The organism is Salegentibacter holothuriorum, from assembly GCF_900168045.1.
Classification (GTDB): Bacteria; Bacteroidota; Bacteroidia; order Flavobacteriales; family Flavobacteriaceae; genus Salegentibacter; species Salegentibacter holothuriorum.
In genome coordinates this window covers 875,058-891,792 of record NZ_FUYY01000001.1, presented here as the reverse complement: position 1 = coordinate 891,792, position 16,735 = coordinate 875,058, and the positions used below count along the sequence as shown (strand labels likewise).

The following is a 16,735-nucleotide window of genomic DNA, read 5'->3' as shown; positions in this document are numbered from 1 at the left end:
ATGGCAATTATTACTTTAACTACCGATTTTGGAGAGAAAGATTACTTTGTAGGTGCGGTTAAAGGAGCTATTTATAATGAGTTGCCCGATGTGAGAATTGTTGATATTTCGCATTCGGTTTCGCCTTTTCATATTAGCGAGGCAGCCTACATTATAAAAAATGCATATAATAGTTTTCCAAAAGGCAGTATTCATATCATTGGGATCGACTCAGAATTTACTCCAGAAAATAAACATCTGGCCGTTTTGTTGGACGATCATTATTTTATTTGTGCAAACAATGGAATTTTATCTTTACTCGCTTCAGAAATTAAACCTACGAAAATTGTAGAAATCAATATTCACGGGGCTATTGAAACAAATTTTCCGGTTTTAGATGTTTTTGTAAAAGTGGCCTGCCATTTAGCCCGTGGCGGAACCCTGGAAGTGATTGGTAAGAATATTAGCGAAATAAAGTATCTGAAGCAGTTTGAACCTATTATTAATTCAGAAAAAAACCAAATTGTTGGTCACGTTCTATATATTGATAATTATGGAAATGTAGTTACTAATATTAGCCGTAAACTTTTTGAAAATATAGGAAAAGGAAGAAATTATCTAATAAGTGCGAGAATGGTTACTTTTCCACAAATATATGAAGCCTATTCTGACTGGATAAATTTTGAGGTTGAAAAGGAAAACAGGGGAGAAGAAGATGGTAAAAAACTCGCGCTCTTTAATTCGGCCGGTTATATAGAACTGGCTATTTATAAAAGTAATCCTTCTACGGTAGGTAGTGCCTCAACGCTTTTTGGCCTGCATCACCGGGATACGGTCACTATTAACTTTGAAGAAAAATGATACACAGAATTGTGAAAATGGAGTTTGATCCTTCAAAATTAGATGAATTTCTGGCTAATTTTGAAGAAAACAAATCTAAAATAAGAGCTTTTGAAGGTTGTGAAAAACTTGAATTATTACAAGATAAGCACAATACAAATATCTTTTTTACGTATAGTAACTGGGTAGATGAGCCTTCTTTAGAGCGTTACCGAAATTCAGAATTATTTAAAGGCGTATGGGCAAAAACAAAGCTGCTTTTTAATGCTAAACCGGTAGCCTGGAGCACTACAGTAGTGAAGAGTGAAGAGTGAAGAGTGAAGAGTGAAGAGAGAGGGGAGAAGGGTGAAGAGTTAGGAGTGAAGTGGGAAGGAGATATTATTAGAATTTCGATTAAAAAAGTTTCAGCAAAAAAAAACATCAAACCAAATACCGACAACCGATAACTCACAACCGATAACCGAAATTAATGCTAGCCATTTTAAACAAAGAAATAAACTCATTTTTTTCGTCACCAATAGGTTACCTGGTGATTGGAATTTTTCTGGTGGTTTGCGGCTTATTTTTATTTGTTTTTACAGGAAATTACAATATTCTGGATAGTGGTTTTGCCAATGTAAAACCCTTCTTTGATCTTGCTCCCTGGATCTTTATTTTTCTTATTCCGGCCATAACCATGAAAAGTTTTTCTGAAGAGAAACGCCAGGGAACTATAGAATTGCTGCTTACACGCCCCATTGGTTTTACACAACTTGTTTTAGGGAAATATTTTGGAGCCTTAATTTTAGTGGTTCTAGCAATATTACCGAGTATTTTATATGTAATTACCATTCATCAATTAGGAAGTCCGGTAGGGAATTTTGATCTCGGTGCTACCCTTGGCTCTTACCTGGGCTTAATTTTTCTTGGGGCTTGTTACACCGCAATAGGTATTTTTGCTTCCTCACTTTCCCAGAATCAAATTATCGCATTTATTATTGCTGTCTTTCTATGTTTTTTAAGCTATTTCGCTTTTGAAGGGCTAGGGAGTTTAGACCTTTTTGGAAGTACTAATTATGGTGCAGAATACCTGGGCATTAGTTTTCATTACCAAAGTATAAGCAGGGGAGTGATAGATACCCGCGATATTATTTATTTTCTAAGTTTTATAATTTTCTTTTTAAAACTTACAGAGTTAAGGCTAATATCAATTCAGAAAAATTCTTAGGCTGTGAAACTTCAAAACACATATAAAGCTGTTTTTGGATTAATCCTTGTCCTGGTTGCCGTAAACCTATTGGCTGCCAATTTTTTTGAGCGCATAGATCTTACCCGAGATCAACGTTATACCCTTTCTCCCGCGGCAATGGAAATCGTTTCAGATGCTGATTCTCCCATCGTTATTGAAGTTTTTTTAGAAGGAAATTTCCCATCAGAATTTAGAAGACTTCGGAATGAAACAAGGCAAATGCTGGAAGAGTTTTCAGCTTATAACAGCAATATAAAATTCATTTTTACCAATCCGTTAGACAATAGTAATGATGCTGAAGCTACTGCCCAGGAATTTTACCGGCAGGGAATGCCACCTGCCAGGGTAAGCGTTCAGGAAAACGGGAAAAGTTCTGAAGCCCTGGTTTTTCCCTGGGCTATTGCTAAAATGGGTGATAAAGAAGTACAAATTCCTTTATTAAAAAATAAACTGGGCGCAACTGATGAGGAACGTGTTTCCAGTTCTGTTCAACAATTGGAATATGCTATTGCGAATGCATTAAACAAATTTATTTATCCGCGTGAGAAGAAAATAGCGGTAATGCGGGGCAATGGGGAATTGCCAAATGCACAAATAGCCAGTTTTATAAAAACCTTGCAGGAATATTATTTTATGGCACCTTTTACTTTAGATTCAGCTGCTGTAAATCCTCAAAAAACACTTAAGCAGTTAAAAGAATACGATTTAATTATCGAGGCAAAACCTACAGAAGCTTTTACCGAGAATGAAAAGTATGTGTTAGATCAATATACGATGGCGGGTGGTAAGTCGGTTTGGTTAACCGAAGCCGTTGCCATGGAAACCGATAGTTTACTAAACCCTTCTGGTAGAGCTTTTGCTTTACCACGAGATCTCAACCTGGGCGATTTTTTCTTTTCCTACGGAATTAGAATAAACCCGGTTTTGATTAACGATATCTATTCGGCCCCAATTATTCTTGCTTCAGGGCAGGGAAACAATACCCGGTTTAATCCGTACCCCTGGTTTTACAGTCCGTTAACCACTTCGCCCAACGATCACCCGATAATCAATAATATTGAAGCGGTAAGGTTTGAATATGCAAATCAAATTGATACGCTTCAGAATAAGCTTGAAAAAACAATTTTACTCAGCAGTTCGCCCCAAACCAGGGTAGAAGGTACACCGCGTGAAATTAGCCTTGAGATGGTAAGCCAGGAACCCGATTTGGCGTCTTACAGAGATGGAGAGCAACCGCTGGCGGTTTTGCTGGAAGGAGAATTTACTTCGGTTTATAAAAACAGGGTCAAGCCATTTGAAATTCAAAATTCTTTGGACCAAAGTAAAGAAACTAAAATGCTGGTAATTTCAGATGGGGACGTTATAAAAAACGACGTACAGCGTGGGGACCCCCTGGAATTGGGCTTTGAGCGTTACACGGGTAATACCTATGGGAATAAAGAATTTTTACTGAATGCTGTTAATTATATGCTTGATGATAACGGACTTATAAATATACGAAGCAAAGAAATAAGCATAGCATTTCTTGACGATCAAAAAACTGCAGAGGAACGCGAAAAATGGCAGGTGGTTAATATTATTCTTCCTTTAATAGTTCTGGGGCTATTTGCTTTCGGATTTAATTATTTCCGAAAAAGGAAATATCTGAAATAGCATTCCCAGACTTTATATTTAGGGAAATAAAATCAACATATTAACAATTTTAAAAAGATTATTCGTTTCAAGTGTCTGTATTGTAGATTTTTGCAAAATATTTTATTGTTTTTGATGTTAATAAAAACTCTTCGTCACAAGCTTAATCTTTAACAGATTAAAATATATTTGTAATGATTTCTAATTAATCACAAAGCCGATGAAATTTATTGTATCCAGCAGTTATTTGCTGAAACAGCTTCAGATATTGGGTGGGGTTATAAATAACACCAACACCCTTCCAATTTTAGACAATTTTTTATTCGATCTTAAGCAGGACGAGCTTACAGTTTCTGCCTCAGATCTTGAAACTACAATGTCTGCAAAACTTAAGGTTGAATCAGATTCCGAAGGAAAAATAGCGGTTCCTGCTAAATTGCTTTTAGATACGCTAAAAACTTTCCCGGAACAGCCATTAACATTTGTTGCCGAAGATAATAACACTATAGAATTAAGTTCCAATCACGGTAAATACGCGCTTGCTTATGCTGATGGTGAAGAATTTCCAAATCCTGTGGAATTGGAAGATCCGAGTAGTACCGTTTTAGAAGGTGATATTTTGTCTACAGCGATTAGTAAAACCATTTTCGCTTCAGGAAACGACGATCTTCGTCCGGTAATGAGTGGGGTTTTCTTTCAATTTACAACAGAAGGATTAACTTTTGTAGCTACAGATGCTCATAAGTTAGTAAAATACCAGCGAGAAGATGTTACTGCTTCGCAGGCTTCAGACTTTATTATGCCGAAAAAACCACTAAACCTTTTAAAAGGAATTTTAGCGGGTAGCGAAAGTGAAGTGCTTATAGAATACAACGATTCTAATGCAAAATTCACTTTTGATGATACGCAATTGGTTTGTAGACTTATAGACGGAAAGTATCCAAATTACGAAGCGGTAATTCCGAAGGAAAATCCGAATAAATTAACTATACAGCGCAACCAGTTTTTGAGCTCAGTTCGTAGGGTTTCTATTTTCTCTAATAAAACTACACACCAGGTGAGATTAAAAATTGCCGGTGCCGAATTAAATATTTCTGCAGAAGATGTAGATTACAGCAATAAAGCCGAAGAGCGTTTAACTTGTTCTTACCAGGGAGACGATATGCAAATTGGTTTCAACTCTCGTTTTCTTACCGAAATGTTGAATAATTTAACTTCAGATGAAGTTCAGCTGGAGATGAGTTTACCTAACCGTGCAGGGATTTTAACTCCTGTAGATGGCTTAGACCCGGGAGAAAAAATCACAATGCTGGTTATGCCGGTAATGCTTAATAATTAGAAGCCCCCTAGCCCCCGAAGGGGGGATTTAAATATCAAAAATTAAGGAGTTTTAAAAATTCAAACCTCACAGGTTTTCAAAACCTGTGAGGTTTTTTTTTGAATGTTAAAAATGAAATTATAAAACTTTTCAAGTTTATTTTATGATCTCTATTGTTAAAGGATAATTTGGAACTTCCCCGTTGCTTACTTTAATGGCATTTATTATTGGTAGGATAAGCATAATAAGGGCAATCCCAATAAGAGCGATTATTCCAAGTCCGAATAAAAAGATTAGCGGAATACATAATAAGCTGTATATAAACATACTTATTTGGAAATTGATGATCATTTTTCCGTGAAAATCCATTCCGGCAACTTTATCTTTTTGGGTAAGCCAAAGGATTAACGGAACTATAAAACCGCCAATTCCTGTAACTAAATCCAGTAACTGACTTAAATGGGTAATAACGAGCATTTGGTTGTCTTCTCTCATTTATTTAGTATCGAGTAATTAGTTTTAAGTAAAGAGAAGTTGAAATACAACTCCTATAAATAGGACGACAAACCTGGCAAATTGTTACAAATTTTAAAAATCGTAATTTTTCTCCCCCTCTTTTGGAGGGGGGGGGGGGGAGGCTTATCTTTGCGATATGAAATTAAACGACACTATTGTAGCGCTTGCCACACCTTCTGGTGCTGGTGCTATTGCCATTATTAGAGTTTCCGGCCCCGAAGCATTTAATATTGTTTCCCCGCTTTTTAAAGCAAAGAGTAAAAAAAAGCTGAACCAGCAGCCAAGCCATACTTTGCATTTAGGAAATCTAATGGACGATGATCGTACCTTAGATGAGGTTTTAATTTCAATATTTAGAGCGCCTAAATCTTATACCGGAGAAGAAACGGTAGAAATTTCCTGTCACGGAAGTCCGTATATTCAACAGGAGATTATCCAGTTGATGATTAGAAAAGGTTGTCGTTCAGCTGAGGCTGGTGAATTTACAATGCGTGCTTTTCTAAACGGAAAAATGGACTTGAGCCAGGCAGAAGCCGTAGCCGATCTAATTTCTTCTGAAAACAAGGCCTCTCACCAAATGGCGATGCAACAAATGCGAGGCGGATTTTCTAATGAAATTCATAGGTTACGCCAGGAGTTATTAGATTTTGCTTCTTTAATTGAATTGGAATTAGACTTCTCTGAAGAAGATGTGGAGTTTGCCAATCGCGATCAATTTAAAGAGTTAGTAGCCCGGATTCAGCAGGTATTAAAACGTTTAATTGATTCTTTTGCAACAGGGAATGTGCTTAAAAATGGAATTCCGGTAGCGATTGTGGGCGAACCAAACGTAGGAAAATCTACTTTATTAAACTCACTTTTAAATGAAGAACGCGCCATTGTTTCTGAAATAGCCGGGACTACGCGGGATTCTATTGAAGACGAAATGAGTATTGGTGGTGTTGGTTTCAGATTTATTGATACCGCAGGAATACGAGAGACTGAGGATGTGGTGGAAAGCATCGGAATAAAGCGAACTTTTGAAAAGATAGGTCAGGCACAGGTAGTTGTTTATCTTCTAAATGCAGAAAAATTTAAAGCTCAAAGTTCTAAGTTTAAGGTTGAAATTAAAAAAATCCACAATCAATTTCCTCAAAAACCCCTTGTTGTTATTGCGAATAAAGTAGATCAACTTACGGAAAAAGAGAAAGAGAATTTATTTGAAAATTTAAACGAACTTGAAGGCGCAAGTTTGCAGTTAATTTCTGCCAAAACAGGCGAAGGTGTAGAGGAACTAAAAAGTAAATTACTTGAATTTGTAAATACCGGCGCGCTTAGAAATAATAATACGATCGTAACCAACAGCCGTCACTATAATGCCCTTTTAAAAGCTCTGGAAGAAATAAATAAGGTTGAAGAAGGCTTGAACACCGACCTTTCGGGCGACTTGTTAGCCATAGATATTCGGGAAGCTTTAGAATACTTTGGCGAAATCACCGGACAGGTTACGAATGATGAATTATTGGGGAATATATTTTCTAATTTCTGTATTGGCAAATAAACAGCAAATATTAAATGATATCAAATGACATCAAAACCTAATAAATATAGTATATCACAGCATTTTTAATATTCATCTAATTTTCTCTTATTATACCTTTGTGCACCCCGTTTTGTACCTCAAGTGCACCCCGTTGTTAAATTTTGCTTCCTGGGTGCACAGAGTGCACCTCGTATTCTTTTTTCTCTATCTTTATGAAAAGCTGGAGTTATGAAAATTAATCTTAGAAAAAAGAAGCTGACAACTGGGAGGTATAGTCTTTATATTGATTACTATAAAGGAAAGGTTATTGATGAAACCGGAAAATCGGTAAATAATAGGGAGTTTGAATATCTCAAAGAGTATTTATACATACAGCTAAAGAATGCTGCTGAAAAAAAGGAAAATGAGGAGACTCTACTAAGAGCTGAGCAAATTTTATCTATACGTAGAGCCGAATATGCGCAGGGGAAATATGGCATTAAAGATAGGTCAAAAGATAAATTACTGTTCCTTACTTATTACGACAAACTAAAAGAAGAACGTTACGAGAGTAAGGGAAACTATGATAATTGGGATGCCGCTCAGAATCACATTGAAGACTACTGCAAAAAAAGAAAAATCACCTTTGAAGATATAGACGAAGATTTTGTAATTGGTTTTAAAAAATATTTAAACAAGACTACCAGTATTAACACCAATACCCCCCTTTCCCAAAATTCTAAATATACATACTACAATAAGTTTAAAGCAGCTTTGAGGCAAGCTTTTGAAGATGGATATACTCGTAGAAACTTTGCTACCACAGTTAAAGGTTTTGCCCAGGGAGAAACATCCAGGGAGCATCTTACCTATGAGGAGCTTCAGGCGGTGACAAAAGCACATTGCAAACACCCAGTTTTGAAATCGGCTTTTTTATTTAGTTGCCTGACAGGATTAAGATGGAGCGACATTAACAAGCTTGTCTGGTCTGAAGTACGGGATGAAAAAGACGAAGCCCGGTTAATTTTTAAGCAGAAAAAAACTGCGGGACAGGAGTATCAATTCATTTCTAACCAGGCAAGAAAGCTTTTAGGTAAGAGAAAGAGAGAAAATGATAAAGTATTTCAGGGTCTCAAATATGGTGCTCATTTTAATGCTGAAATCCTGAGGTGGTGTATGCGTGCAGGTATTACCAAACATATTACCTTTCATAGCGCCCGCCATACTCATGCTGTTCTCCTACTTGAAAATGGTGCTGATATATATACTGTTTCCAAGATCCTGGGGCATAAAGAAATAAGAACTACCCAGGTGTATGCTAAATAGTAGATAAGAAGAAAAAGGAAGCTGCTTATCTAATTCCCGAACTGGACACGGATTATGACTTTTAATTTATTCAAATACCTGACCACCCTTGGCTTCATCTATATTTATGGAAGGCTAATTTTACATTATGGTGAAATGCTTTGGGCTTATATGATGAATGAACGAATATTATGGAATACAAAAATTGAAAGACCAAGAATTCTTTTTATGGGGTTGGGTCTGGGAGTTATGCATCTTGCGGTTTATTCCTGGTATACTATTGAATCAGAGACGCTTCTAGTCGTGGCAATTAGTTTTCTTGTTTTTTTAGCCGGCTTTTTTCTTTCCATTCTTCCCTGGACGGACAAATTTAAAAGTAGTATGCAGGGCCAAAAGCCTGTTAGTTCTCTAAAAAAGGACAAAAATTTTAATCTGAATATATCAGAAGATCAAGCTCAAAAGTTATATCATAATTTAATGAGGTATGATCTTTTAAATTCTGAGAAAACAAGCCTGCAGGATTTCAGGAATATATTTACTAAAGATTGGGACACTCATAATTCAAAAATCCATTTTAATATGGATGGTCCTAGCTCTCATGAATTTTATGAATATCTTTCCAAAGAATTTCCCAAGAATACTATGACAATAAAAAACCTATTTATCACTTCGGAACTGGTGTTGAGGGCAGATGGAAAAAAGTATAAATATAACACCCTAAAAAATGCACCAACCAGAAGTAGTTTTTCAAAAAAACATTCAGAATTGAATGAAATTTTTCGGAAGATTGATCTATAATGAATTTTATAATTAAACTTTCTCAAAAAAGAAGGTCTTCAGATTTTCTGAAAATATCCAAAATCTGGCTTTTAGTAATTTCAGGCTAAAGCCCGTCCTCTTTGTATTAAAATCCCATTAATAAGAAACTGTTTTTTGGACATTTTTATTTAGTCAGTTTTTTTGACATCAACAATCCTGTCAAAAGCCAAGCCACTATGGCCCTGTCCTCTTCCGGTTTGTTTCCCGGAGCCAAACCAGTTAATTACTTTCCCGTTATACCATCTTGCCCTCTGAAAGTTTTGATGAACTTGAAGTCCGGCGCGGGGCACTTCTTCTTCATAAAGCATATAAGCCTCTACCGGATGCTGGTCTAAGCCTTCCCGCAATAATTGCGTTCTAGGTTTCACTTTTTCAGCTTGACCTGGATCCGCATTTTTGAGAATACGGGGCATAGAAGCTCTTTGCAACTGGATTTCCCGGTTATTGCCCGATAAATGCACCGGTATGAATGGAATCCAATTTTCTGGTACGCTGTTCATGATTTCATAACGTATTTTTGCCTGATATTCAGGGTTAAATTCCTGAACACTGCTGCTTATTATCGATCGGTCCAGGATTTTTTGATAATAATCGTGTAGTTCATCTGCAGCCTCAGCGCCCTGTTTGGTTGAGCCTGTGGGCAGTGGTATTTTCTTTTCTATTGCCCATACCATATTAGCAACTTCATCCCGTAAAAAGAAAACTTCTTCCAGCGGTTTGCCTTGTTGGATCTTTTCTACAGTAGGTAGGATGAGTAAGCTGTTGTCTGCCGGTTCCTGCTGTTCTCCTTTTTGGCTCAGGGCAAACATATTCCAGCGCTTCCAATCGTCGTCCAGGCCTTTTCCAGCGGCCTCTATCCATAGTTTTTCGCCAAAGACGTTCGTTACTGAAAGTCCTTTTATCTCGGCAATACTGCCTGCGGGAAGGGTTAATGGAACCACAAACCAATCGTTAGCGTAAATAAGGCCAAATTCCAAAAAGAGTAGCTTATTTACATCCGTAGTGTCAGGTTTGATATCGCCAAAGTTAACATTGCCATCTTCAAATTTCCACCAGCGAGTATCCGGCATTCCGTCAAAGGAAACAGGTACAGGAAAAAAGGAAAGGGTTTCCCGGTTTTGGACTTCCTGTGTGGGATTTTCTGTTTCATTTATTTCCAGTTTACGGCTTTGGGAAGCTATATTTAGATTATACCAGTCTAAGTGTCCATGATAATATTCTTCGGCAGCCATAATTTTTTCCGTGCTTCCTGCTGGAGCCGAGACCGCAAAAGAATACTCCATACGGGGAGGAATCCAGGCATTGTTCTTTTCTGCTTCTGGCTGAAGAAAAAGTCTTTCATACCAGTCGATAAATTTTTCGCCCAGCTTGTCTAAATTTGCATTCCCTGCGTCGGGAGTGTTATCTGAAGCTTTATTATTGGCGTTTTTCTTTAGATACTCATAAAGGGCATACCCATCCACACTTCGTCCGGCAATCGCCAGGCTTAACTGCCAGGCCTCAGGATGAGCCACGGTGGTCGCCTGGGTTTTATCTTCCGGATCGGGAATTTCAAATGAATAGAGTTCTATATATTTCTGCCGTAAATTTTCAAAACCCTGTTTGGTGAGTTTAAGCCATTCCCGCCCCATCAGTAGACGGATATCCATGGCGGTTTTTCTGCCTGCCTGCTCAAAACTCAGCTTTTTTTGCTCTACCTTGGCCTCAAGTGGTACTTCATCATCATAATTTTGTACAGCGTTTTTTCCCGCCTGGTATTTTGTAATGCTCGTAGTGGCTACCTGTACTTTTGCAAATGCAGGGGATCCCGCGTCATCTCCCCTGAATTCGCCCATCTGCCATTGTTTAGTGAGCATCCATAGAGGGTCACGAATCTCAGCTTTTATGGCACTATCAAAGTCATCTGCCCGGGGCCTTGCTTCCAAGCGGTTCCAAAGGGTAATACCCGGAAATAGATTTTCTTCAAAAACTTGTTTGATATCTTTTATAGCTATAAAATCATTCATTATTATCGGAATTTAAGGTCATGTAAACTAGATTATTGAAAGAATAATTTAAAGAAGCGCTTACGGGATGCACATTGACCGGCGAAACGGTGGCCGGTAAAAACCTTGAATAACTGGTCCTATCAATATCTCCAGGTTCTACCGCTCGTTTTTTCGCCTGGTCCAGGGTATCATTTACCGTATTTAGCAAATCTTCCCATTTCCAGCTTCCGGTAAATTCTGTGGGCAGGGCGAGCAGCATCACCTGAGGGGGTTCGCTGTTGGGGCGGTCATAGTGAAAGGTGGCTCCCACATCTTCAGTTTTTGAAGGAATAAGCTCGGTCCACTCGTCCAGAAGCAATCCACATTGTTTTTTGTCCTTATCAAAGGCTGTAGCATAATGGGCCGTGTAAAGAAGTTTATCCTCACTTAGGTTTTGATCTTCAGGAAAAGGCAGGGCCATCCAGGAATCTTCCGCGTGAAAAGGTAATTGCACAGGATGAAGATCGGGGCTCTTATTCGTAAAAGCTTCGCTGATCATACACAAGCTTTCCCAGGCTTTGGCTTTTTCTCGCACCCGTGCCAGACCGTATAACCATTGATCTACCGGAAAGCTTATTTCTTCTGAATTTTCTAGGTGTTGCAATAGTTTACTTCTGTTATTAAACGAATTAGCCCATTCTGCTGCGTTTTCCCGAGGCATTTCAAACTCTGGAAGCATTTTGAAATCATCACCAAAAAATTGCCTTCCTGCTTCCTGTAGCATTTCCACGCGTTTTTTTCCTGCTGAAAGCGGGATGGCTTTATTTAAAATAGCCTGTGCTTTATTAACCCGTTTTACCAAATCATTTTTCAGACTTTGGGCGTGGGAAGTTATTTCCTCTAAAAAGAATATTACCTGATCTTCCTGCGCGGTTATTTTAAATTCTTCTAAATCGAATTGGGTTATGGGCAAAGCTGCTTCCATCGCTTCTAGCAGCTTGCTGAGTAACAAATAGTTTGCATCCTTAATACCTTTAAAATCCTTCAGTTTGTTTTCAAAAGTCAGATTTTTATTGTTTAGTTCCAGCCTGAAAGCTGCGGGATCCATCTCGGTAGATGTACCTGAATAAATTTTTCGTTCTGCCGAAAACAATAATCGTAATCGATCTTCAGCCGGAGCTGTGGGGGGTAGGTTATCATGTTTGACAAGCAGATCATTGAATTCAACCAACTTCTCTTCCCAGCGCTGCACCAACTCGTCTATTTTTTGCACAATAGCGGCATAAAGAACCTTTTTCCGTTCGTAAATAAATCCTGTTCCGGTTTGAGGTAGGCCATACGCTGCTAATTCTCTTAAAAGTGGAATATAATCTTCGATAGTCTTATCGATCTCTTTTAATATCTGTGTCCGGTTGGTTTCTGGATCAGACAGAAGGAATTCCGTTGCACCAATAAAAGTTTCCAGATCAGTTACTTTCTTCTCAACCTCGATTTTAGCCTTCACTACCCGGTTTTCATCCAGAAACAAAGAATCATTTTTCGAGGTTTGTGCTTCGTTTGAAAGGACAATATCCATCGCTTCCAGGGGCCGGGATTGCATGATAAGAGTTCGAAGCGGCTGAATTAATGCATTCAGCTCAAAAAAGTTTATTTTATTTGTTATGCGGCTGGTATACTCTATTTTTATTTCTGTGTCCGGTCGCAGCGGGTATTTTTCCCATACATAGGTTTCAATTGTATCATCCATGGCGGTCATTGCTTGCCCATCATCCTGATTAATCAGGAAAATCAGGTCTAACGGCTGGAGCTGCAGATTCTTCTGTGTGATTACTTCGGTTTTGTCCGAGCCGCTAACATGGTCGTAAAAGCTCACTTTTACACCTACTTCTCCAATAGAGGGCAGGATACCGGCCAACCATTTATTAATGGCTGGTTCTGCTTTAGAACGTGCTGACATGGGAATGTCAGTAAAAGGCGAATCTAGGGGATCCAGTCCGGTTTCAAACTGGAGTCCTAATCTTTGAGTGATGTTCGTACCGCTGCGGGGTGTCTGTACCACCTCAGGCTGCGGAGGGAAATTTCCCTTGCTATAGGCGTCCATTGTAGCTGCAGCTCGGTCGTAATTCCCAAGTACGACCTGATGCACACTTTCGGCCATAGCAACATCTGCAATGGCATCGTTTAGATTGATGATATTATCCACTTCTTTGTCAATCGCATCCCTGATCGCTTCTGAAGGTGCTTCTTCTCCTTCGATTGGCAGAATGTTCTCTTTTCCGAAGGGATAATTTTTCTTTTTACTGTCTTTTATCTGGTTGATAAGTGCCAATCCATCCAAAACATTCCTGGCCTCAATGGCCTCGATAGGATCAGAATCTTCGGTTTGGGTTTCCTTATTTTTATCAGCTCTCAGCGGGAAGGCTTTCCGCAGCTTGTATATATAAAAATCAATTTGCTCCAGTGACTGGTTTTGATCGTGCAATTCTCTTTCCATGTAATAACCCAGCAGAGCAGATAAGCTTTGTCCTGCTCTAATACCTTCCACCAGGGATAAAGCCTTGCGCACTCTTTCTGAAGAGAGGTTGATCTCGTATGTCTCTGGATTATCATCACTCATATAGGCGTTCCGCAAAATCGCAGCGGTAACAGCGTGATTTAAGGATGGAGCAAGAATAAAACCACCATTTTGATCATCGGTCTTCAGCTGTGGTTCATCATTCCTGTTAAAATGTTTGGCCAGTTCTTCATCCTCCAGATTTTTGGGCTTTAGCTTTTTATTTTTCGGCCGCACGTCTTCCAGCCAGCCATATGAACCCAAGTATATACCGGGCTTGGCGGAAACTTCATTTTCAGTCCCTTGTTCGAACCGCATAGCAGCCAGTTCATAATTTGTAAAAGCGTTTTTCCAGGCATCAAGTCTGTAGGTACATAAGTCAATATGTTCGGTCAATAATCTCTCAAGTCTGGCGGTGGGAGTTTTTTCCAGCGTTTTTAGTGAATCCAGTTGTTTTTTCAGATAAGAAGATTTCAACTCGGTTTCTATCACCTGTGGAATATAATCTCCAAGCGACTGCCGGTCGTTCCCTGTTATCCCAGGTGTGGCCTCGTATAATCCCTTCCAGCGACTTTCATCTTTTTTCTTATTCTCCTGAATATGAATAAATTTAGGTTCCGCTTTAGAATTTCTATATGCTGAAGGAGAAAGAAGACCTGCTTTTAACCTTAAAAACAAGCTGGTATTTATATAACCCAGATCCAGGGAATGTTTCAGCATTAAATATAACAGTGCAGATGGTGGGTTGTCATTTATAAATCCCTCCTGCCTTCTAAGGCTATCGTGGGAGGTGGTAGCGGCCTCCCGCATCCACTGCAGGTAATTTTTATCATCGGTCGTAGTGGGCTTTATTGGCTCCGTCTCCGAAGATTTGGCTTCATCTACCAGGTGGCGTAAAAGTTTATTTGATTTTTTTAGGAAGAATTGTTTCAGAATATCGGGAGTTTCTTCTGTTTCCGCACCAAATTTTTTCAGCAATTCCTTTCCGCTCTTTTCATAGTTTCCTGCCAGGATAATAGCTATTAGAACTCCAAGCCCCCCGGCCAGCTTAAAGCGGTTGATTAAAGCATCCTTGCTTTCCGCGTAGCGTTGATAAAACTCGACGGAGGTTGGACTTAATCCAACAATATCGAGTAAGAGTTGATGGGCATCGCCCTCTTTGCCCACATAGGCAGCTTTTCTGAACAACGGTGACCAATCTTTATCCATTTGTCCAAGGATACTGTAAAGCTTTGGTAGAAAGAACTCGTTTCCTTTAATCCAGGGGATTCCCTGTACACGGGGAAAATTTCGTTGCTCCAGCCACTTTATTTCTGAAAAAGCTGTGGTGGGCAAGATCCCATAAGGCTGCCTGCCGATCTTAATCGCTGGTATGGGACCGCGGCCGCTCACAAAGTGGTTGAAAAACCATCGAGTTTGTTCTACATCATCTTCAGAAAAGACTTCCTGCATCATACTCTCCATCATATAACCCAGAGTTGCGGGAAATAGACAGATATTCATTGCCTTCGCTTCGGCCTGATCCGGTAGGCCAGCGTTATAAGTATTTTTAAAAATTTCAGGGTTCAGACCCAGCCACTCAGCCAGCCACTGCCCATCTTTTTTATCTTTCCAGTCGGTGGTTTCAGTGAATTGATTCCCGGCTTTCCGCTGATCAAAACTTACATCGGAATCCTCGAAATAAGCATAGGCAGCTTCCCCTGTTTCAGTATTGTTTGTAGGGGTGCCCTGGGGAAGAATACTCAATCCTTTTTTGCTTCGCTGATGGTTATTAAAAAGACTCTCTAACCGATTTGTAGATTCTTCCTTTCCAGCACTGAGTTTCAGTCCCAGTACCACAATGCGGTCAAAACCATTTTTCGCCTGTTCTTCCGAAATGGATATTCGGAAACCCATTCCTTTTTTAACAGCTTCCTCAAAATCTACCATCCATTTCAGCTCTTCGTTCACCTTAAGCGCACCGTTTTCCTGCTGAAGCTGTTCTTCTTTTTCCAGTGAAGGATCGGGACCCATTGCCAAGGGAGAAGGTATCAGGTTTCCGATCTCCTGAAAAGCAATATTTTCGGAAGCCTGCTCACTGCCATTATAAGCTGTTACCACAAATCTGTCGGGCAAGACATTTGTACGTGCAGCCTGTGACCAGCTTTGTTCCTTTAGTTCAAGCTCTTCTTCTTTTGGGAAGATAATAAAAACCACCTTTACCTCAGAAGTATTTTCAGGAGGAGGAGAGTTGAAGTTGGAAGGAACGATATTTTCAATAATTTCGGATGCTCTTTCCTGACCTACTTCTGCAATAAGATCTTCTTTTGCTTCTCTCCGGTTTTCTTCGGTAGATGCCTTCCACGCTTCTGTCCAGTAAGTTTTAATTGGTTCTGCCTCTGGCGGAACTTCGGTAACGGGAATAGTTAATATTAGTTGATTATCTCCCGAAACCTGAGGTTCATTACCTGTTTCTATGGGTTTGAAATTATCCAGAATATAACCTGCCCTGCCTGATCCGTATGTGGAAACCAGGTCCCGCCAGGCAGCTCTTTCCATAGGCTCACGTTCATTTGCTTGTCGCATTCCCTGGTAGTACAATTTAGCGCTTGCTACTTCGGCCCGTGAAAGGGTTTCTTCAAAGGAATCTATCGCGCAATCGTCGGGATAAACCCGCAGCCACAGCTGGTAGTAACTTGCATTGCCATCCTTTAATTCTTTAAAACGCGTTTCCATGCGTACAGGCATCAGCAGGAACGGAGTGTCATCCTTAAAGTTGGAGATGTGTTCCCGGGGATCAGATAAAGGCTGAAAATCCCGAAGCAAGCTATCCGCAAGGCCGGATCTTTCCTCAAGGATATTTCTTTCTCTTAAAATGGATGCTTTTAATTCGTGTTCCTGACGATCCAGTATTTGTTTTTGCCGTAACAAACCTGAACTCTGTTCATCAAATTTTCGCCCAAGCTTTTCTTTTTTCTTCTGCAGGACTAACAATTGCTCCCTTTTCAATGTCAGGTTCTGCTTCGCTTTTTCCTTTTCTCGAATGGCACGGGATAGATTTTTTTGTATGTCGTTGAATTCTGGCATGATTTTAAAC

General features: G+C 39.4%; 11 protein-coding genes. 8 read left to right on the top strand and 3 right to left on the bottom strand.

The window, feature by feature from the left end; genetic code table 11:
* The 5 genes from B5X51_RS03830 to dnaN all read left to right on the top strand — a co-directional run bounded on the left by B5X51_RS03830 (position 1) and on the right by dnaN (position 5,018).
* Positions 1-840, top strand: coding sequence for an SAM hydrolase/SAM-dependent halogenase family protein (locus B5X51_RS03830; protein ID WP_079719543.1), 840 nt, complete (start codon positions 1-3; stop codon positions 838-840).
* Positions 837-1,133 carry a putative quinol monooxygenase gene (locus tag B5X51_RS03825; RefSeq protein WP_079719542.1) on the top strand — a complete coding sequence of 99 codons (297 nt, stop codon included), beginning with the start codon at positions 837-839 and terminating at the stop codon, positions 1,131-1,133. The genes B5X51_RS03830 and B5X51_RS03825 overlap by 4 nt, the downstream gene beginning before the upstream one ends.
* Positions 1,134-1,288: 155 nt before the next feature.
* Complete coding sequence (gene gldF / locus B5X51_RS16015) at positions 1,289-2,026, top strand: gliding motility-associated ABC transporter permease subunit GldF (protein WP_079719541.1); 738 nt, start codon at positions 1,289-1,291, stop codon at positions 2,024-2,026.
* 3 nt (positions 2,027-2,029) lie between these two features.
* Positions 2,030-3,700 carry a gliding motility-associated ABC transporter substrate-binding protein GldG gene (gldG, locus tag B5X51_RS03815; RefSeq protein ID WP_079719540.1) on the top strand — a complete coding sequence of 557 codons (1,671 nt, stop codon included), beginning with the start codon at positions 2,030-2,032 and terminating at the stop codon, positions 3,698-3,700.
* A 199-nt stretch (positions 3,701-3,899) separates the two neighbouring features.
* Complete coding sequence (dnaN, locus tag B5X51_RS03810; RefSeq protein WP_079719539.1) at positions 3,900-5,018, top strand: DNA polymerase III subunit beta; 1,119 nt, start codon at positions 3,900-3,902, stop codon at positions 5,016-5,018.
* Positions 5,019-5,153: 135 nt separating this feature from the next.
* On the opposite strand, the gene B5X51_RS03805 is transcribed toward dnaN, so the two are convergent.
* Positions 5,154-5,492, bottom strand: a complete 339-nt coding sequence (locus B5X51_RS03805) for a DUF4870 domain-containing protein (RefSeq protein WP_079719538.1) — start codon at positions 5,490-5,492, stop codon at positions 5,154-5,156.
* 157 nt (positions 5,493-5,649) lie between these two features.
* Here B5X51_RS03805 and mnmE point away from each other — a divergent pair, with 157 nt between their 5' ends.
* The 3 genes from mnmE to B5X51_RS03790 all read left to right on the top strand — a co-directional run bounded on the left by mnmE (position 5,650) and on the right by B5X51_RS03790 (position 9,117).
* Complete coding sequence (gene mnmE / locus B5X51_RS03800; protein WP_079719537.1) at positions 5,650-7,053, top strand: tRNA uridine-5-carboxymethylaminomethyl(34) synthesis GTPase MnmE; 1,404 nt, start codon at positions 5,650-5,652, stop codon at positions 7,051-7,053.
* A 210-nt stretch (positions 7,054-7,263) separates the two neighbouring features.
* A complete protein-coding gene (locus B5X51_RS03795) occupies positions 7,264-8,340 on the top strand; it encodes a site-specific integrase (RefSeq protein WP_317042095.1) in 1,077 nt (358 codons plus the stop codon).
* 54 nt (positions 8,341-8,394) lie between these two features.
* Complete coding sequence (locus tag B5X51_RS03790) at positions 8,395-9,117, top strand: hypothetical protein (RefSeq protein WP_079719536.1); 723 nt, start codon at positions 8,395-8,397, stop codon at positions 9,115-9,117.
* A 149-nt stretch (positions 9,118-9,266) separates the two neighbouring features.
* Here the strand turns inward: B5X51_RS03790 and B5X51_RS03785 are convergent, their stop codons facing one another.
* On the bottom strand, positions 9,267-11,144 hold the full coding sequence (locus B5X51_RS03785) for a hypothetical protein (protein ID WP_079719535.1): 1,878 nt from the start codon (positions 11,142-11,144) through the stop codon (positions 9,267-9,269).
* Positions 11,137-16,725, bottom strand: a complete 5,589-nt coding sequence (locus B5X51_RS03780) for a hypothetical protein (protein WP_079719534.1) — start codon at positions 16,723-16,725, stop codon at positions 11,137-11,139. The genes B5X51_RS03785 and B5X51_RS03780 overlap by 8 nt, the downstream gene beginning before the upstream one ends.
* Positions 16,726-16,735: the final 10 nt, after the last annotated feature.